This is a genomic window from Thalassobius sp. Cn5-15 (assembly GCF_022347685.1).
Lineage (GTDB): Bacteria > Pseudomonadota > Alphaproteobacteria > Rhodobacterales > Rhodobacteraceae > Thalassobius.
The window spans coordinates 54,982-73,057 of sequence record NZ_JAKRGF010000005.1; the positions used below are offsets into that span (position 1 = coordinate 54,982).

At 59.2% G+C, this 18,076-nt stretch carries 20 protein-coding genes; 13 read left to right on the forward strand and 7 right to left on the reverse strand.

Features of this window, described 5'->3' with window-relative positions; translation table 11 throughout:
* Nucleotides 1–72 precede the first annotated feature (72 nt).
* The 3 genes from MHM86_RS12040 (at nucleotide 73) to MHM86_RS12050 (ending at nucleotide 2,046) form a co-directional block, all read left to right on the forward strand.
* Nucleotides 73–786, forward strand: coding sequence for a hypothetical protein (locus tag MHM86_RS12040; RefSeq protein WP_370644137.1), 714 nt, complete (start codon nucleotides 73–75; stop codon nucleotides 784–786).
* A gap of 12 nt (nucleotides 787–798) precedes the next feature.
* Nucleotides 799–1,455 (forward strand): N-acetylmuramoyl-L-alanine amidase, encoded by a 657-nt coding sequence (locus tag MHM86_RS12045; protein WP_239199837.1) that lies wholly within the window; start codon nucleotides 799–801, stop codon nucleotides 1,453–1,455.
* 78 nt (nucleotides 1,456–1,533) lie between these two features.
* Entirely contained in the window at nucleotides 1,534–2,046 is a 513-nt protein-coding gene (locus tag MHM86_RS12050; protein WP_239199840.1) for an alkylphosphonate utilization protein, read from the forward strand.
* A gap of 235 nt (nucleotides 2,047–2,281) precedes the next feature.
* Here the strand turns inward: MHM86_RS12050 and metG are convergent, their stop codons facing one another.
* The gene (gene metG, locus MHM86_RS12055) at nucleotides 2,282–3,994 is read right to left on the reverse strand and encodes a methionine--tRNA ligase (RefSeq protein WP_239199842.1); all 1,713 of its coding nucleotides are present in this window, start codon (nucleotides 3,992–3,994) and stop codon (nucleotides 2,282–2,284) included.
* A 211-nt stretch (nucleotides 3,995–4,205) separates the two neighbouring features.
* On the opposite strand from metG, the gene MHM86_RS12060 reads away from it, so the two are divergent.
* Both MHM86_RS12060 and MHM86_RS12065 read left to right on the forward strand, forming a co-directional pair.
* Nucleotides 4,206–5,252: an aldo/keto reductase gene (locus MHM86_RS12060; RefSeq protein WP_239199844.1), complete on the forward strand. Its 1,047-nt coding sequence runs from the start codon at nucleotides 4,206–4,208 to the stop codon at nucleotides 5,250–5,252.
* A gap of 22 nt (nucleotides 5,253–5,274) precedes the next feature.
* On the forward strand, nucleotides 5,275–6,171 hold the full coding sequence (locus tag MHM86_RS12065) for a DMT family transporter (protein WP_239199846.1): 897 nt from the start codon (nucleotides 5,275–5,277) through the stop codon (nucleotides 6,169–6,171).
* Here MHM86_RS12065 and MHM86_RS12070 read toward each other — a convergent pair.
* Both MHM86_RS12070 and MHM86_RS12075 read right to left on the reverse strand, forming a co-directional pair.
* Nucleotides 6,134–6,832 carry an NUDIX hydrolase gene (locus MHM86_RS12070; RefSeq protein WP_239199848.1) on the reverse strand — a complete coding sequence of 233 codons (699 nt, stop codon included), beginning with the start codon at nucleotides 6,830–6,832 and terminating at the stop codon, nucleotides 6,134–6,136. The genes MHM86_RS12065 and MHM86_RS12070 overlap by 38 nt on opposite strands.
* Nucleotides 6,833–6,862: 30 nt before the next feature.
* Nucleotides 6,863–7,252 (reverse strand): DUF983 domain-containing protein, encoded by a 390-nt coding sequence (locus MHM86_RS12075; protein WP_239199850.1) that lies wholly within the window; start codon nucleotides 7,250–7,252, stop codon nucleotides 6,863–6,865.
* A gap of 294 nt (nucleotides 7,253–7,546) precedes the next feature.
* On the opposite strand from MHM86_RS12075, the gene MHM86_RS12080 reads away from it, so the two are divergent.
* The 6 genes from MHM86_RS12080 (at nucleotide 7,547) to MHM86_RS12105 (ending at nucleotide 13,345) form a co-directional block, all read left to right on the forward strand.
* The gene (locus tag MHM86_RS12080; RefSeq protein ID WP_239199852.1) at nucleotides 7,547–8,059 is read left to right on the forward strand and encodes an EF-hand domain-containing protein; all 513 of its coding nucleotides are present in this window, start codon (nucleotides 7,547–7,549) and stop codon (nucleotides 8,057–8,059) included.
* Between the two features lie 110 nt (nucleotides 8,060–8,169).
* Nucleotides 8,170–8,754: an RNA polymerase sigma factor gene (locus MHM86_RS12085; protein ID WP_239199854.1), complete on the forward strand. Its 585-nt coding sequence runs from the start codon at nucleotides 8,170–8,172 to the stop codon at nucleotides 8,752–8,754.
* Entirely contained in the window at nucleotides 8,747–9,196 is a 450-nt protein-coding gene (locus tag MHM86_RS12090; RefSeq protein WP_239199857.1) for a hypothetical protein, read from the forward strand. Before MHM86_RS12085 ends, MHM86_RS12090 begins: the two co-directional genes overlap by 8 nt.
* Nucleotides 9,197–9,212: 16 nt before the next feature.
* On the forward strand, nucleotides 9,213–9,773 hold the full coding sequence (locus MHM86_RS12095; RefSeq protein WP_239199859.1) for a periplasmic heavy metal sensor: 561 nt from the start codon (nucleotides 9,213–9,215) through the stop codon (nucleotides 9,771–9,773).
* 154 nt (nucleotides 9,774–9,927) lie between these two features.
* Nucleotides 9,928–12,216 (forward strand): xanthine dehydrogenase family protein molybdopterin-binding subunit, encoded by a 2,289-nt coding sequence (locus MHM86_RS12100; protein WP_239199861.1) that lies wholly within the window; start codon nucleotides 9,928–9,930, stop codon nucleotides 12,214–12,216.
* Nucleotides 12,203–13,345 carry a DUF2235 domain-containing protein gene (locus MHM86_RS12105; protein ID WP_239199863.1) on the forward strand — a complete coding sequence of 381 codons (1,143 nt, stop codon included), beginning with the start codon at nucleotides 12,203–12,205 and terminating at the stop codon, nucleotides 13,343–13,345. The genes MHM86_RS12100 and MHM86_RS12105 overlap by 14 nt, the downstream gene beginning before the upstream one ends.
* Here MHM86_RS12105 and MHM86_RS12110 read toward each other — a convergent pair.
* Together MHM86_RS12110 and metF are read right to left on the reverse strand one after the other, a co-directional pair.
* Nucleotides 13,326–13,823, reverse strand: a complete 498-nt coding sequence (locus tag MHM86_RS12110) for a PaaI family thioesterase (RefSeq protein WP_239199865.1) — start codon at nucleotides 13,821–13,823, stop codon at nucleotides 13,326–13,328. The two genes, MHM86_RS12105 and MHM86_RS12110, sit on opposite strands and share 20 nt — an antisense overlap.
* A gap of 83 nt (nucleotides 13,824–13,906) precedes the next feature.
* Complete coding sequence (gene metF, locus MHM86_RS12115; protein ID WP_239199867.1) at nucleotides 13,907–14,797, reverse strand: methylenetetrahydrofolate reductase [NAD(P)H]; 891 nt, start codon at nucleotides 14,795–14,797, stop codon at nucleotides 13,907–13,909.
* Between the two features lie 101 nt (nucleotides 14,798–14,898).
* Between metF and MHM86_RS12120 the strand changes: the two genes are divergently transcribed.
* Both MHM86_RS12120 and MHM86_RS12125 read left to right on the forward strand, forming a co-directional pair.
* Nucleotides 14,899–15,804 carry a LysR family transcriptional regulator gene (locus MHM86_RS12120; RefSeq protein ID WP_239199869.1) on the forward strand — a complete coding sequence of 302 codons (906 nt, stop codon included), beginning with the start codon at nucleotides 14,899–14,901 and terminating at the stop codon, nucleotides 15,802–15,804.
* Nucleotides 15,805–16,045: 241 nt separating this feature from the next.
* Entirely contained in the window at nucleotides 16,046–16,840 is a 795-nt protein-coding gene (locus MHM86_RS12125) for an inositol monophosphatase family protein (RefSeq protein WP_239199871.1), read from the forward strand.
* 78 nt (nucleotides 16,841–16,918) lie between these two features.
* On the opposite strand, the gene MHM86_RS12130 is transcribed toward MHM86_RS12125, so the two are convergent.
* Both MHM86_RS12130 and MHM86_RS12135 read right to left on the reverse strand, forming a co-directional pair.
* The gene (locus MHM86_RS12130; RefSeq protein ID WP_239199873.1) at nucleotides 16,919–17,299 is read right to left on the reverse strand and encodes a GFA family protein; all 381 of its coding nucleotides are present in this window, start codon (nucleotides 17,297–17,299) and stop codon (nucleotides 16,919–16,921) included.
* Nucleotides 17,296–18,042 (reverse strand): rhomboid family intramembrane serine protease, encoded by a 747-nt coding sequence (locus tag MHM86_RS12135; protein WP_239199876.1) that lies wholly within the window; start codon nucleotides 18,040–18,042, stop codon nucleotides 17,296–17,298. Before MHM86_RS12135 ends, MHM86_RS12130 begins: the two co-directional genes overlap by 4 nt.
* Nucleotides 18,043–18,076 lie beyond the last annotated feature (34 nt).

Sequence of the window (18,076 nt, forward strand, 5' to 3'; positions counted from 1 at the left end):
CGGGCCTTTTTCTTTGTGGGATTTTGTGATCCCATAGATCAGACAAGACGCAGTGACAGCACAGGCAGGTGAATGATGCGGTATGTTTTTGGGACTTTGGCACTGGTGGCGCTTGGTGCCTGCACGACAACGGTGCCGGATTCCGCGGCGGGCGTCGGGTTCGGTGACTATAGCGCCTATCAGCGTGAACTGGCTGCCCGTGAGGCAGAACTGAACGGTCAGGCACTGCCGTCAGCCAGCGCGGTGTCGTCTGAAACGCTGTCGCCTGCAGGCGCCCCAAATTCGACAGAGGCAGAGCGTTTGGCTTCTGATACTACAGCGGCGCTGAATTCTGGTGATGCGCCGTTGAACGCCAGCCCGTCCAATCCCGCGCCAGAAGTGGCGCTGAATGCGGCAGGCATCTCGGATGAAAACGATTTTGGCAATGTGTCCTCTTTGCGCTCCATTGAAGGTGACAAGGCACGCATAGAACAGAACCGGGCTCAGTATCAGGTGGTCACCCCCACCGCGCTGCCATCCCGCAACGGGGCCGAGGGGCCGAACATCGTCGCTTATGCGCTTCAGACCCGCCATTCTGTTGGCCAGCCAGTATACAAACGCTTGTTTGCTGCCTCGGAAAAGCGTGCATTGCGCAACTGTGCGGCCTATGCCTCTGACGATCAGGCGCAGACGGCTTTCCTCGCCAAAGGCGGGCCAGAGCGCGATCGCCTGGGGCTGGACCCTGATGGTGACGGTTACGCCTGCCGCTGGGATCCGACCCCGTTCCGCGCCTATAGCGGTGGCTGATCCTGCAGCGCTATGGCTGATCTGGGCATCCTCCAACATTCGTCGCCAAATTTCGGCGACCGTCGCGATGGTGCGCGCCCTTCGCTGATCGTATTGCACTATACGGCGATGGCGACCGCACAGGCGGCGCTGACACGGCTGTCCGACCCCGAGTTTGAGGTCTCTGCACACTACCTGATCGGTCGTTGCGGTCAGATCTGGCAGTTGGTGGATGAGGGCAAGCGCGCCTGGCACGCAGGGGCCGGTTCTTGGAACGGACAGGGCGATGTAAATTCCCGCTCGATTGGGATTGAGCTGTCGAACAGTGGGGATGAGCCTTTTTCCGAACGGCTTATGTCTTCTCTTGAAGCGTTGATGCGCGATGTCATGGCACGCTGGGATATTACGGCGACCGCTGTGATCGGTCATTCCGACATGGCGCCGGGGCGCAAGCGTGATCCTGGCCCACGTTTCGACTGGCCCCGGCTGGAACGTCAGGGGTTGGCGCGCTGCCGTCAGGGTGGGGCGCAGGACCTGTCGACAGATCCTGAGACGTTCCGTGCCTTGGCTGTTGCACGTGGGTATCCAGCGAATGTATCCGATGCGGACCTGTTGGCGGCGGTGCGCCTGCGCTACCGCTATGGGATTTCCGGCCCGCTGTCAGCGGGAGACCTCGCTGTGCTTAGCTAAGCCAAAAGCCGGATTACCCTTGTCATTTGCGATGTTGAGGCGCATTGCTGCGGCGTGAATGAGCAAAGGATTACCGCTATGACCTGCGAACTCTGCACCGCCGATCGCGATGTGACCCCGACCACCGTTACCCCGCGCGATGATAAGGTGCAGCTGTGCGAGGTTTGTCAGGCAGGATTGAGTGATGGCCCGCAGGACGTACCGCATTGGAAGTGCCTGAATGACGCGATCTGGTCCACGACACCGGCGGTGCAGGTGCTGGCATGGCGTCTGCTGAACCGGCTAGAGGCCGCATGGGCGCGTGACCTGCTGGATATCGCCTATCTGGAACCCGATGTATTGGCGTGGGCCGAGGCGGGGCTGGAGGAGGCGCCGGACGTCATCCACCGCGACAGCAACGGCGCGGTTTTGGCGGCGGGCGATACCGTGGTGCTGATCAAGGATCTGCCGGTCAAAGGCGCAGGCTTCACCGCCAAACGCGGCACCGCAGTGCGCAACATCTCGCTCGTGCAGGACAATGAGACTCACATCGAGGGTCGTGTCGAAGGTCAGCGCATTGTCATCCTGACCCAGTTTGTGAAGAAGAGCTGATTGCGGATGAGGGCCACGACCGACCCTCGGGTGGGCGCATCCAACCAGCGTGGTGTGCGGGAAAGTTCGAACCAGAGCGGCCTTATTGTGCATTAAGACATCGTAAATGCGCCCTCCCATGGGGGAGGGTCGGGCGCGGCCCGGGCTGACGCCCGTGCTAAGTTTTGAGGAGCCGAGCACAAAAACAAAAGCCCGCCAAATTGGCGGGCTTTCTCTGTTCTTTACGGCGCAGCCCTTAGTCGCGGGTGCCAGAGAATTTTTCTTGCCACTCTTCGCGCTGTTCATCGCTGATCTTGGCAAATAGCACATCCGGCACGGCGAAGGCGTGACCGGCGGGCAGGGCGTTCAGGGCCTCTGCCACGTCGCCGGGCCAGCTGTCATCGCTTGCGCCCATCGCTTCCAGCATCTTGGCAGAGGTGAAGGGGATAAACGGTGCTGACAGAACCGCATATAGGCGGATCAGGTTCAGGCCCAGACGCACCTGCGCCGCGGCCTGTTCGGGATCGGTTTTGAAGGTCGACCAAGGGGCGGCCGCCTGCAGATATTCGTTGCCCGCAACCCAGATGCTGCGCAGCTCCTGCGCGGCTTTGCGGACCTCTTTAGCTTCCATGAAACCTTCATAGGCGCGGACCTTGGTGGTCAGATCGTCAATCAGCGCCTGTTCCGGATCACTAAAGCTGCCACCTTCAGGCACCGCTTCGGTGAATTTGGAGCGGCAGAACTTGGTGATCCGGCTGACAAAGTTGCCCAGAACATCCGCCAGATCTTTGTTCACCGATTGTTGGAAGTTTTCCCAGGTGAATTCACTGTCCGAACTTTCCGGTGCGTGGCTCAGCAGCCACCAGCGCCAGTAGTCGGCGGGCAGGATCGCCAGCGCCTGATCCTGGAACACGCCACGCCCGCGCGAGGTGGAGAACTGGCCGCCATCATAGTTCAGGTAGTTGAAGGATTTGATGTAATCCACCAACTTCCACGGCTCACCGGATCCAAGGATGGTCGACGGGAACGACAGCGTATGAAAAGGCACGTTATCTTTGCCCATGAATTGCGTATAGGTCACGTCATCGGCGCCCTTGTCGGTGCGCCACCAGCGTTCCCAGTCGGTGCCTTTTCCGGCGGCAACCCATTCCTGCGCACAGGCGATATATTCGATCGGGGCGTCGAACCAGACGTAGAAGACTTTGCCTTCCATGCCGTCCCAGTCCTGATCGCCGCGTTTGACTGGCACGCCCCAATCCAGATCGCGGGTGATGCCACGATCCTGCAACCCGTCGCCATCGTTCAGCCATTTCTTGGCGATCGAGGTGGTCAGAACCGGCCAGTCGCCCTTGCTGTCGATCCAGTCGTTCAACTGGTTTTTCATCTGGCTTTGTCCCAGATAAAGGTGCTTGGTTGCGCGCATTTCCAGATCGGTGGAGCCGGAGATGGTCGAATAAGGATTGATCAGATCCACCGGATCCAGCTGCTTGGTGCAGTTGTCACACTGATCGCCACGGGCGCTGTCAAAACCACAGTTGGGGCAGGTGCCCTCGATATAGCGGTCGGGCAGGTAGCGGCCATCGGCGTTGGAATACATCTGGTTTTCAGACACTTCGCGGATCAGGCCCTTGTCGGCCAGCACACCGGCGAAATGCTGGGTCAGCTGTTTGTTTTCCTCGGACGAGGAGCGACCGAAGTGGTCAAAGCTGAGGCCGAAACCGGCAGCAATCTCTGCCTGTTTTTCGTGCAACTCGGCGCAGTAGCTGGCGACGTCCTGACCGGCCTTGGCGGCGGCCAGTTCGGCGGGGGTGCCATGTTCGTCGGTGGCGCAGATGAACATCACCTCATTGCCGCGACCGCGCTGGTAGCGCGCAAACAGATCCGCAGGCAGCTGAGAGCCCACAAGGTTGCCGAGGTGTTTGATCCCGTTGATATAGGGAAGTGCCGAGGTGATCAGATGCCGTGCCATAAACCCAAGTCCAGATATACGTGTTGCCCTTCCCTTTAGCGCAAGGGCGCGACCTGTGCCACCGCTAGATGCGAGTTGTGATTTGTGCGGGGTTCGTGGGCATTTTGCGGGGAGTTACAGTTTCTTGAGGTATCGGCGGCGTTGGGGGCTGGCACTGCGCGGGCGTGGCGCTATGGTCGCGGCAACGGAAATTCGATTTTAGGAACAGGCAATGCAAAAGAAAGAGATGGGCCGCACGGGCGTGATGGTCACGGATATGTGTCTTGGCACCATGACCTTCGGCACCCAAACGACTGAAGCCGAGGGCCACCGTCAGATCGAAATGGCGTTGGATCACGGGCTGAACTTTATGGATACCGCCGAGATGTATCCGGTAAACCCCGTGGCCAAGGAAACCATTGGCCGCACCGAGGAAATCATCGGTAACTGGATTGCCGCCAATCCCGGTCGCCGTGATGAATTTGTGCTGGCGACCAAACATTCCGGCGCTGGCCTGATGGCCGTGCGTGATGGCGCGCCGATCACCGCAGAGAGTATTCCGACCACTGTCGAGGGATCGCTGAAACGACTGAAGACCGATTGCATCGACCTGTATCAGTTCCACTGGCCGAACCGCGGCAGCTACATGTTCCGCAAAAACTGGGCGTTCGACCCCTCCTTGCAGAACCGCGCGGAGACTTTGGCAAACATCGAAGATACCTTAGGAGCGCTGCAGCGTGAGGTCGATAAAGGTAATATCCGCCATTTCGGTCTGTCGAACGAAAGCGCGTGGGGCACCACCCAATGGGTCAATGCTGCCGATCGTCTGGACCTGCCGCGTGTGGCGACGATTCAGAACGAATATTCGCTCTTGTGCCGGATGTATGACACCGATCTGGCCGAGGTGTCGGTGAACGAAGACGTGGGGCTTATCTGCTATTCGCCGCTGGCTGCGGGTCTGTTGACCGGCAAGTATCAGAACGGCGTGGTGCCCGCGGGATCGCGGATGGATATCAACGGCGATCTGGGTGGGCGCAAAGGCGAACGGGCCTTCGCCGCCGTGGATGCCTATGCGGCGCTGGCGGCGGAACATGGTCTGGACCTGACCAACATGTCGCTTGCATGGGCGCGGCAGCGGCCCTTTATGTGTTCGGTCATTTTTGGGGCCACCACTGAGGCGCAGCTGCAGCACATTCTGGAAGGCAAGGATCTGGTTCTGTCCGATGAGGTGATGACAGCGATTGACCGGATCCACAAACAGCACCCGATGCCGTTCTAAGTCGCGTTTAGGGACGAGGCGCATGGACGCACATCTGTGGATTTTCATCGCCATGATGGCCGCAGGGTTTCAGACCCTGCGGTTTATGGTGCAAAAACTGTTGTCCATGGGCACGTTGTCCAGTGGCGGCGCGACCTTGGCGCGGTTTGTCTATGCGGCGCCTTTTGTGGCGCTCCTGACGCTGGGCTATCTGAACGTTCAGGGCGTGGGCTTCCCTGCCTTGGGCGCGAAGTTTTGGCCTTTTGCGCTGGCGGGCGCATTGGCGCAGATCCTCGCGACGTGGTGTGTGGTGGCGCTGTTCCATCATCGCAACTTTGCCGTTGGGATCACGTTTAAGAAGACAGAGGTGGTGCAAACCGCGCTCGTCGGCTTCCTTGTACTGGGCGATCGCATTTCGATGGTGGGGTTGGCGGCGATCTTTGTCGGGCTTGGCGGCGTTCTGGTGCTCTCTGGCCGGCCAGAGGGTAAGGGCGGTTTCCTCAACAAAGGCGCGGCACTTGGCCTGTTGTCCGGCGCGTTCTTTGCCATTTCCGCCGTCGGCTATCGCGGGGCGACGCTGGAAGTGGGCAGCGACGATCCGCTGCTGCGCGCGATGGTGTCGCTGATGTTTGTCACCGCTTCGCAGGCGGTGGGCCTGTCGCTGTTTCTGCGCTGGCGGGAACCGGGGGAGGTGGGGCGTGTCTTGGCCAGTTGGCGGCAGGCGGTTTGGGTCGGGCTATCGGGCCTTGGCGGGTCGCTGTGCTGGTTCTGGGCGTTTACGCTGCAAAACGCGGCCTATGTTTTTGCAGTGGGTCAGGTGGAGGTGATCTTTTCCATCTTCGTCTCCACCATGGTGTTTCGGGAGAAGCTTACTAAAAATGAGGTTTGGGGGATGGTTTTGATCACTCTGAGTGTGATGACATTGGTCCAATCCCTTTAAGACGCAGAAAGAGGTTATGTTCCTCATCGTTCTTAAAGAAAGGGACCGATGCGGGCGGTTCCACCTGATCAAGGCGCGCGGTGACCTCGGCTAGCACCACCTCTGTGATGAAGGGCAGGTCAAATTCACGGACCTTTGGCAGCGGGATCCATTGCAGATGGGATAGTTCATCGCAGGCAGCGCTGAAATCGTCGATGTCACTGGCGATCTCCTCTGCATCCAGCAGAAAGAACCGGGCATCAAATCGGCGCGGGCGGCCGGTGGGGGTGATGGCGCGAAACACGAACTGCAGGGCATCCGCACTGGGGCGATAGCCGCGGGCGGCAAACTCAGCCCAGTCGTCTGGAGCATCAGGCCAATCGGCTTTTTGACCCAGTATCAGGCCCGTTTCTTCCCACAGTTCCCGAATAGCCGCGGCGGCCAGCGCATGTGACATGTCGCGCGGCGCATCCTCTGCGATGCGGTTGCGGCAGATCGCAGCCAGCGGAGACAGCAGTGCCACCTCAGCGTCCGCCGCATCCACTGCCCCACCGGGGAAGACAAATTTGTTCGGCATAAAGGCCGCCTTGGCCCCGCGTTGTCCCATCAGGATCTGCGGATCCGAATGACGGTTGCGTACCACGATGATGGTTGACGCGTCGCGAATCGCCGTTTTGTCCATGCTGTCCCGTCTCGTGTTAAGTGGCGGGCGTCAGCTGTTCTGGCCGAACCCACCCATGCGGCGGGCCCATTGGTAGCCGATCATTGCGCCCTTCAATCTGGGCAGAAGGTAGAGCGACAAGACCACGGTGCCAATACCGAAGATTTCAATCATCACGATAGGCGACGGGCGCCAGGTCTCGAATACGAAATGCAGAAGCGGTGCCAGAAGGTGGCCGACAACAAGGATCGTCAGATAGGCGGGGCCGTCATCAGCACGGTGATGGTGCAGTTCTTCACGGCAGACAGGGCAGGTGTCACGCACTTTCAGGTAGCTTTTCAGCATCGGACCCGTGCCGCAGTTTGGACATTTGCGGCGCCAGCCGCGTAGCATTGCGGGTTTGGTTGGGCGCACTTCGGCGATTGTCGTGACGTCGGTCATCGGGGGCTCTCTTACAATTTGATCCGTGAAGGATGGACCAAACTAGATAGGATGAAAGCCCTTTCTATGTCGCCGCGTCCTGTTGTCGCAAAAGGCACCTCTTTTGTGCATCTTTAATGGCGTCCTTCTGTAGCGAGGTATGCTGGTGGTTTTCCCGTTTTCGATCTTTTTTTATTTTTCAGCGACGGAAGATATTCGCCCCCCCGTATCAGTCTGCACAAACCGGATGAAACACCGGTGAGCGAAACCAAGGACGGCACAATCGTCCGAGATGATTGAGAAAAGGAAACCACCATGAAACGCACCGCACTGCTTGCAGGCCTGACCATTTTCGCCCTTGCTGGTACAGCCATCACCGCCTCGGCTATGGGCGGCGGTAAAGACGGACACGGCAAAGGTCCGAAGTGGGAATTCAGCGCGCTGGATCTGAACAGCGATGGTAAGGTTACACAGGACGAAATGGCCACCGCGATGGAGGCTCGGGCCGCGAAACGCTTTGCTGATGCAGATGCTAATGGCGACGGCGCATTGAGCGCTGAAGAGATGCTGGCGAAAGCTGACAGCGAAAAGGCCGCGCGGATGCAAAAGCGAATCAGCAAGATCATCGAAAAGCGTGACACCAATGGCGATGGCCTGTTGAGTGCTGAGGAAATGCGCGCCAGTGGTGAAAAGGCCGGAAAACGTCAGGGCCGCTTCTTCAGCAAGCTGGACACGGATGGTGATGGCGCGGTGAGCGAAGAAGAATTCGCTGCAATGAAAGAGCGTTTCGGCAAGAAGCACAAAGGCGGCAAACAAGACGAAAGCTAAGTTCTGTGCGCCCCCTGTCGGATCACTGGTGCGGTGGGGGGCATCAATGCCCATGGCAATTGCGCATGACGATTGTTCTGTGCGCGGGAACAGGATACGCCTGAACTGGTATGGATATGGCGCTCGACACACTCAGTGAGATCCCAGATGACGCCCTTTTGGTTCTCTTTGCCAATGGCGATGCGGATGCTGCGCGATCACTAGCTCTGCGGTTGACACCGCGGGCTTTTGCGCAGGCGATGCGCATGCTGGGCAATCGAGCAGAGGCAGAAGATGTGGCGCAGGATGCAATGATGCGCCTGTGGAAGATTGCGCCAGAGTGGCGACAGGGCGAGGCCAAAGTAACAACCTGGCTGTATCGTGTTGTGGCAAACCTTTGCACGGATCGGCTGCGGCGTCGTCCCAGCGTGGGGATCGAAGCGATCCCCGAACCCGCAGACGATCGCGCAAGCGTGGCAGATGGTATGCAGGACCGCGCCCGTCTGGATGCGCTTTACCGTGCGCTCGACTCGCTGCCGGACCGACAGCGTCAGGCGGTGACGCTGCGCCATATAGAAGGGCTGGCCAATCCCGAGATTGCCGCCATCATGGACATCAGCACTGAAGCGGTCGAAAGTCTGACTGCGCGGGGCAAGCGCGCGCTGGCGGCGGCACTGGCCGGCCGGCGCGAGGATTTGGGGTATAGCGATGGATAAGAAGCGTTATCAGGAAGACAAGGCAGAGGGTCTAGCGTTCGATGATGTGTCAGCGGACGATCTGGCAGCGCTGGATGACCTGTTTGCGCTGGCGCGTGGCGTCGACGATCAGGGTAATGATCTGCAAACCAGTATGGATCTTATGGACCGTGTGATGGCGGATGCTATGGCCGTGCAGGCGCAAGCGGCCGTTGTTATAGCACCCGCGCCGGGCCCCAAGACACGCTCCTTGCTGCGCGATGTGCTGGCCGCACTCGGTGGTTGGCCTGCGTTGGCAGGGCTGGTCACGGCCTCTGTCGCTGGGGTGTGGATCGGGATGAATCCGTCGGATGTGATGCTGGACAGCGCAAGCACGGTTCTGGCGCTGGACAGTGATGAGTATCTGGTGGATGCCTTCCCCGGGTTTGCATCCGAATTTGATACGCTTTTGAGCGAAGGCTAAGGAGAAGGGCAAAGATATGGCGCAAGAATCCCCAAAGGCGCAGCCTGTTTCAAAGCCGAAACTGTGGTTGCGTGTACTGCTGTTTGCATCACTGGCGCTTAACTTGGCGGTGCTGGGTATCGTCGCCGGTGCTTTCCTACGTTTCGGCGGGCCGGACAGTGATAAACGGCCTGTGCAGGCCAGCCAGATTGCTGGCGCCTATACGCACGCGCTGACGCCTGCCGATCGCCGTGCTATCTGGCATGACATGCGCCGTCAAAGCGCTGATCTGCCTAGCCGCACCAGCATTCGCCAATCCCACAATCAGGTCTTGCAGTTGCTGCGCCGTGACCCGCTGGATCGTGATGCATTGGCGCAGGTGCTGCGTCAGCAGATCGCTTTTGGTCATGCCCGTGCCGAGATGGGGCAGGCCCTGTTGATCGAGCATCTTTCTGATATGGACGCGGCGGAACGTGCGGCCTATGCGGATCGTCTGGAAGAGGCGCTGAAAAAGCGCAAAGGCGGCTCAAAAGGTAGCAAAGGTGGCAAGCCTTCTAAAGACGGTCGTCCGCCCAAGCCTGAGGGGATGCGTCCCTGATACTGTCTTGATTGTCCGCCTCGATGAATTCCGCAATGCGGCGCAAACCGCCTTGTTTGCGCCGCTTCTCTCACTTTCCGGATAGGCGGCTGGACATGTGGCGTGATCCCATTAACCTGTGAGTCAGGAAATATGGTGTCACAGGAAACAGCGCATGGATAAGTTCGGCAAAAGCCAACCGGTTAAACGGGTTGAAGATATCCGCTTCCTCAAAGGGGCAGGGGGGTATCTGGAGGATGTGCTGCCCGACGGCGCGTTGCGGGCTGTTGTCCTGCGCTCGCCCGTCGCCCATGCGCGGGTGACTGAATTGGATGTCACAGACGCGCGGGAGGCAGACGGTGTGCAGCTGGTGTTGACCGGCGCGGATCTGCTGGCCGCTGGCATTACACAAAACATGCACGCAATTCTGCTGACCAACCGCGATGGCACGAAGGCTGCGGCACCGCATCGGCCTGTGTTGGCAGGTGACCAACTGCGGTTTGTTGGCGAAGCGGTGGCCTTGGTTGTGGCTGAAACACTGGATCAGGCCCGCGACGCGGCAGAGATGATCATGCTCGATTACGAGGATCTGGAGGTCAAAACAGACCTTAGCGTTGGTGGGCCAACCATTCATGAGGTGGCACCGGACAACCGCGCTTTTGATTGGGCCTTGGGGGATGAGGCGGCAACTGATGCGGCCTTTGATCGCGCGGCCAAGGTGGTGCGCATGCAGGTTGGTGACAACCGTGTGATCGTCAATTCACTCGAAACACGCGGCTGCTACGCAGAGATGGAGGAGGACCGCCTGCACGTTTGTTTCAGTGGGCAGGGGGTTTGGGGACCTCGGGATGAATTTGCCCGTATGCTGGGCATGGATAAATCCGATGTGCGGGTCACTATACCTGATGTGGGTGGGGGGTTCGGAATGAAGACGATGATGTACCCCGAATATCTCGCCGTGGCGCAGGCGGCGCGGATGTTGAAACGTCCGGTCGCTTGGGTGTCGGAACGGGGCGAGGCGATGCTGTCGGACCATCAGGCGCGCGATCTGATCTCTGACGCGGCGCTGGCCTTTGACGCGGACAATCGCATCATCGGCTATAAGGTGCATACGCTTTGCAACCTCGGGGCCTATAACAGCCAGTTCGGTCAGATCATGCAGACGCAGCTGTTCACCCGCGTGCTGGCAGGTACCTATGACGTGCAGGACACCTATATCCACGTCGAAGGCATCTACACCAATACCACCTATACAGACGCCTATCGGGGGGCGGGCCGACCAGAGGCGATCTATCTTCTGGAACGCATGATGGACGCTGCCGCGCGGGAGTTGGGTGTGGATCCATGGGAGTTGCGGCGCATCAATTTCATCAAGCCGGATCAGTTCCCCTATAAGGCTGCAACGGGTGAAACCTATGACGTGGGCGACTTCACCCGCGTGCTGAATGCGGCGGCGGAACGATCTGACCTTGCAGGTTTTGACGCGCGCCGCGCCGCCAGTGAGGCCGCGGGCAAGCTGCGCGGCATGGGGACCTGTTACTATATCGAAAGTATTTTGGGCGATCCTGCGGAAGGCGCGAAGGTAGAGTTTAATGAGGATGGGAGCGTGGCAATCTATGTAGGCACGCAATCAAATGGGCAGGGACACGAAACGGCTTATATTACCTTCCTTTCGGATCAGACGGGTATTCCGGCGGATCTGATCACTGTTGTGCAGGGCGATAGTGACCGGATTGAGAAGGGTGGGGGCACTGGTGGATCGCGTTCTGTCACTGTTCAGGCCAATGCTATGCTGGCAACTGTGGATGTGATGGTCGCCGCCTTTGCTCCCTATCTGGCGGACAAAATGGGTGTGGCAACGGAAGATGTGACATTTGACCATGAAACCTTCCGCGCGCCGGGATCGAACATGACGCCAACCTTGGTCGAGGCGGCAGAGATGGCGCGCGTGGATGGCCGTGCGGATTTGCTGGCCCATGAGGCACGCGCAACCCTACCGGCCCGCAGCTTCCCCAATGGGGCACATGTGGCCGAGGTGGAGGTGGATCCCGATACCGGTGAAATTACGCTTGATCGCTATACGGTCGTTGATGACTTCGGCAATCTGATCAACCCGATGCTTGCCGAGGGGCAGGTTCACGGTGGTGTTGCACAAGGGGTTGGGCAGGCGTTGATGGAACATGTGGTCCATGATGATCAGGGCCAGCTCTTGAGCGCGTCCTTCATGGATTACGCTATGCCACGCGCTGCCGATCTGCCGATGATCCAGTTTTCAACCGAGGCTGTGCCAAGCACCGCAAACCCGATGGGAATGAAGGGCTGCGGCGAAGCTGGCACGGTTGGTGCAATGGCATGTAGTACCAATGCTGTGCTCGACGCGCTTTGGTCGCGTGGAGTGCGACATGTGGATATGCCGCTTACGCCGCTTAGAACATGGGAATTATTACAGGATGCCGCTCACTAACGTTGCCAAACGCCTCATCGACTGGATCAAGCCCGACCGCTGGTCAGGCCGGTCCCCGATGCCGGTGACACGGAGCAACGTCACCCATGTGATCATTCTAGATGGCACCATGTCGTCGCTGACACCGGGGTGTGAGACGAATGCAGGGTTGGCCTATCGGCTCATTTCGGAAATCGGATCGCCGGTGTCTGTCTACTATGAGGCGGGCGTGCAATGGGGCCAATGGCGTCATGCACCAGACGTGATGATGGGGCGGGGCATCAATCGTCAGATCCGCCGCGCCTATGGCTATCTGGCATCCCGCTATCGTCCCGGCGATCAGATCTTTCTGTTGGGATATTCACGCGGTGCCTACGCGGTGCGCTCCCTTGCGGGGGTGATTGATCAGGTCGGCCTCTTGCGCACCGAGCATGCGACTGAACGCAATATTCAACAAGCCTACCGGCACTACGAATGCACCCCGGGCAGTGATGCGGCGGCGACCTTTACGCTGGCGTATTGTCACGATGATGTGGCGATTGAGATGATCGGGGTCTGGGACACGGTGAAGGCGTTGGGCGTGCGGCTGCCGCTTTTATGGCGCTGGGCAGAGGTGAAGCACGGGTTCCATAACCATCACCTCGGTGCTTCGGTCAAACATGGGTTTCATGCGTTGGCACTGGATGAAACACGACAGGTATTTGAGCCGATCCTGTGGGAATGTGAAAAGCCGAGCACATGCCGCGTCGAGCAGGTCTGGTTCCGCGGCACCCATGGCGATGTGGGCGGGCAGCTGGACATGTCCCATGCCTCGCGTCCGCTGGCCAATATTCCGCTGGTCTGGATGTTGGAACATGCCGAAGCCTGCGGTCTGTCGTTGCCCGAGGGATGGCGCACACGCTTCCCTTGTGACCCTGGCGCGCCTTCGGTCGGATCATGGCGGGGCTGGGGCAAGATGTTTCTGCTGCGCAAAAAACGCCGCATCGGGCAGGACATTTCGGAACATTTGCATGCCACTGCCACAGCATTGCCCACTGCGCCCGCGCCCTTGCGCCCGCCGGGCGTTTCTGTGACCGAACACCTGGCTGAACCTTTGCCCGACCCTTTGCCTGAACACGTTGGCGGTGAGGTTACTTCATCTTCAGGATGATGCAGGTGGTCGATCCAGTGGCATAAAGACGATCATCCTCGACACCGCGGATTTCTCCATTGGCGACGCCGCTGGACCGGCCTGCATGCTGTACCACGCCGGTGGCGCGCACCTTGGTCCCCAGCGGAATGGCGCGGATGATGTTAATTTTGTATTCCATTGTGGTGTAAACACTGCCCTGCGGCACCTTGGTCATCACTGCGCAGGCCATGCAACTGTCCAGAACAGTGCCGTACCAGCCGCCATGCACTGTGCCCATTGGGTTCGCTACCTGAAAGTCTGGTACGCCGTCAAAGCTGACGCGCCCGTCCTCCACTTCGCTCAGGATGAAGCCCATTAACTGCCCGATCGGAGCACCTGCCACCTCGCCGCGCAGAACCTTTTGCATTGCTTCCAGACCGGACACGGCCAGCAGTTCTTCCCCGGTCAGCAGATCCGCTGGCGTTTTGGCAAACCACGGTGCGTGTACTACAGACATATGAAACCTCCCTTTTCCAAGGCGGGAGGGTTGCGTGCCTGCCCCCATTTGGCAAGGGGTAGGACGGGACAGGCTGATTTTGCTTACGCTACGTTCTGCAGCGCCACTTGCGGGGTGACTCCCAGCGCGTGACAGACATCACGGGTCAGTTCGGGGCGGTTCAGTGTATAGAAATGCAGCTTGTCCACGCCGCCTTCGATCAGCTCGCTGCACAGTTCAGTACACAGCGCCGTGGCCAAGAGGTCCTGCTGATCGATCCGCTCTGCCTTCTCGAAGGCCTGTGTCACCCATGCGGGCACAGAGGTGCCGCAGCGTTCGGCAAATTTCGTCACACCTTTGAAGTTCTCAATTGGCAGAATGCCGGGCACAATGCGATCTTCAATCCCCGCCTTGGCGCAGGCGTCGCGGAAGCGGAAGAATGTCTCTGCCTCGAAGAAGAACTGGGTCAGGGCCTCATCTGCGCCTGCGTCCAGCTTGCGTTTTAGCCAGTCGACGTCCGCAGCGGTGGAGGGGCTTTCGGGGTGCTTTTCAGGGTAGGCACCGACTCGGATGTTGAACGTGCCGGTGGCGGCCAGCGCTTCGATCAACTCGACCGAACTGGCGAAACCATCGGTATGCGGCTGAAACCCGTTGGCGCCTTTCGGTGGGTCGCCACGCAGTGCCACAATGTCAGTGACGCCGGCAGCGGCAAATTCATCGGCAATTGCCAGCGTTTCAGCGCGCGTCGCCTCCACACAGGTCAGATGCGCCGCCACGTTGAGGCCTGATGTCTTGTGCAAGGTTGCCACCGCATCGCGGGTCAGATCCCGCGTGGTGCCGCCCGCGCCATAGGTGACAGAGACAAAGCGTGGTGCCAGCGGTGCCAGAACCTGAACTGTGTCCCACAGACGGAACGAGGCTTCCAGATTTTGCGGCGGGAAGAACTCGAACGATACAGCAGGGACAGACGTGGCAGCAGGCTGGGAAACAGACATGGGGGTACTCCAAACAGAATGACGTGTCGTGCCTCTTGTCGCCAAATCCGCAATGTGAGACAACTTCATAATACTAATGGTCAACTTGAGGATTGCTCATAATGCATATCGAAATGCGCCACCTGCGCACGATCAAGGCGATTGATGAAGCGGGCAGTTTGGCCCGTGCGGCTGATCAACTGCACATCACCCAGTCGGCACTGTCGCATCAGATTAAACACCTTGAGGAACAAACGGGTGTGGAGTTGTTCGTGCGCCGCTCAAAGCCGATGCAGCTGACGGCCGCCGGTCGGCGCCTACTGCAATCAGCGGAGAAGATCCTGCCAGAAATGGCCGCGCTGGAGGAACAGTTTAAGGGCATCCTGTCAGGCAAGACGGGCCGCTTGCACATCGCCATTGAATGTCACGCCTGTTTCGAATGGCTGTTTCCGGTGCTGGAACAGTTCCGCAAAGCATGGGGCGAGGTGGATGTGGATATCCGCCCCGGTCTGTCGTTTGATGCGCTGCCCGCCTTGCAGAAGGAAGAGGTGGATCTGGTCGTCTCCTCCGACCCAGAGGATATTCCGGGGGTGGAGTTCATTCCGCTTTTTGACTACGCGCCGGTGTTTGTTGCCGCCGCAACGCATCCGTTGGCGCAGAAGGATTGGGTGGAGGCCGCAGATTTTGCGGGCGAAACCCTGATCACCTATCCGGTGGACCGCGCCCGATTGGATGTTTTTACTGAATTGCTGACCCCCGCAGGCGTGGAACCCGCTGCCCAGCGAAAGGTTGAACTGACAGCGGTGATCTTGCTCTTGGTCGCTTCCAACCGCGGTGTCGCGGTCCTGCCTGATTGGGTGGTGCGGGAGGTAAAGTACTCCTCTGATTATGTGACACGTCCGATCACGGAAAACGGCCTGACCAAACGCCTATACGCCGCCGTACGGTCTGACGATGTGAGCCGTCCCTTTGTCTCTCATTTCATCCGGCTGGCGCGAACGGAACCTGTGAAACTGCAACGCCAATAATCGCCGTCCCTTTCAATGTTCCAAAAATACTGCGGGGAAGGTCCGGTCGAACCGGGGGAAGTGCCCCCATCCCTGCGTCAATGATACGTTAAACCGCAACGCAGATATGCACGCTCCGCAAGGCGAAACCCCCTTGGCAAAAAGGCAAACCCGGCCTATACGCACGGCTTGAACGCGCGCCACGGCGCCCCGCCAATAAAACGTGCCGATCAAACGTCCGCAAACTCGAGGAGCCTCACCGATGCAAGGCAGTGCAAATCTCAACATCATGATCAAAGCCGCCCGCAAGGCAGGCCGGTCGCTGGTGAAGGACTTCCGTGAGGTGGAAAACCTGCAGGTGTCGATGAAAGGCGCAGGTGACTTCGTCTCCAAGGCTGATATGGCCGCCGAAGAAATCCTGAAGGCCGAACTGATGGGCGCACGTCCCACATATGGCTGGTTGGGCGAAGAAAGCGGTGAGGAAGAGGGCCAGGACCCGACCCGTCGCTGGATCGTGGATCCGCTGGACGGCACCACCAACTTCCTGCACGGCTTGCCACACTGGGCGATCTCTATCGCGCTGGAGCATAAGGGTCAGATCGTCTCCGGCGTTGTCTATGATGCTGCCAAGGACGAAATGTTCTACGCGGAAAAAGGTGCGGGCGCATGGCTGAACGACAGCAATCGTCTGCGTGTGTCGGGTCGTCACCGGATGATCGAAGCCGTCTTTGCCACCGGCATTCCCTTTGCTGCAAAACGTACCCTGCCTGCCACCCTGCAGGATCTGGCGCGTATCATGCCTGAATGTGCTGGCGTGCGCCGCTTCGGCTCTGCTGCGCTGGATCTGGCCTATGTGGCTGCTGGCCGCTATGATGGCTACTGGGAGCGTGAACTGAACATCTGGGACATCGCCGCCGGTACGTTGATTGCAACTGAGGCAGGCGCGATGATCGGCCCGATCCGCGAAGGTCAGGATCCCCTGCAGGACGGTAATCTGGTGATCGCCAACAACGACATCTTCGAAAAATTCTCCAAGATTATCTGCGCCCGCGACTAAGCCGCGCGATCTTGTGTGACAGTTTGGAAACCGCCCGCTACTGAGACAGTCGGGCGGTTTTTCTTTGTGGGCGTGGGTCTAGCGATCACTGGGATGATTAACGCCATCCGCCCAATCCACCTGTCCCAGATCACGTGGATTAACACCTTCGATGCAGGCGGCGTTCACACCGTACTCATTCGGGTTAGACCGACGCTGGTGGTGGGTGTAGATGCCGCAGGTCTTGCAGAAGTGGTGCTTCGCCGTGCCTGTGCCCCAGGTGTAAAGCGTCAGGTTCTCTGCCCCCTTCACCACCTCAATCCCATCCAGCGGGGCCGAAACCGCGATGGCGCCGCGACGTCGGCAAAACGAACAGTCACAGCGTCTTGCTGTGTTCAGCCCATCGCTGAGACGAACACGCAACTCAACCGCGCCGCAGTGGCAGGTCAGTGTGACAGGATCAGTTAGGGGCGTGGTCATCTCTTTCTCCTTACGGTGGGAATGCGGCTGCTGGAATAGTGATACTGGACCTCTGGATGGGGCGGGCGGCCATGTTGGCGTTGCCAGTAGCGTGTCGCACCTCGCCGTAGCCACAGGGGCAGGGTCAGGACAAATCCGGCGACAAACCCGCCCGCATGGGCCCAATAGGCGACACCGCCACCTGTCGCATCTGCCCCCGCGCCGCCGATGATTTGAAAGCCGAACCATGCCGCCAGAACAATCCACGCAGGCACAGTGAAGATGCGGATGAAGAAGACGATGAAGAACAGGATATCCACCCGCGCGCGTGGGAACAGCAGTAGATAGCCGCCCATGACGCCCGCAATCGCACCCGAAGCGCCGACCGTCGGCACATCCGACCACGGCGCGGCAATCACATGAGCCAGCGCCGCAGCAAGGCCTGAGGCAAGGTAGAAGAAGAGGTAGCCCAGATGGCCCATCTCATCCTCAAGGTTGTCGCCAAATATCCACAGAAACAGCATATTGCCCCTCAGATGCATCCAGCCACCGTGCAAAAACATGGTGCTAAATAGCCCGTGCAGATCCTCGCCACGGCTGACGCGATCAGGAAACAGCGCCCATGCGTCAAAAAAAGCGTAAAGCCTGCGCGGATTGTCGAACATATCGGAATAGCCGATGAATATCAGCACGTTGATCGCAATCAGTGCATAGGTGACAAAGGGCGTGCGGCTGGACGGATTGTGGTCGCGAATGGGAAACATGCCTTGAAATCTCTGCATTGCAGCGGGCGGAGTC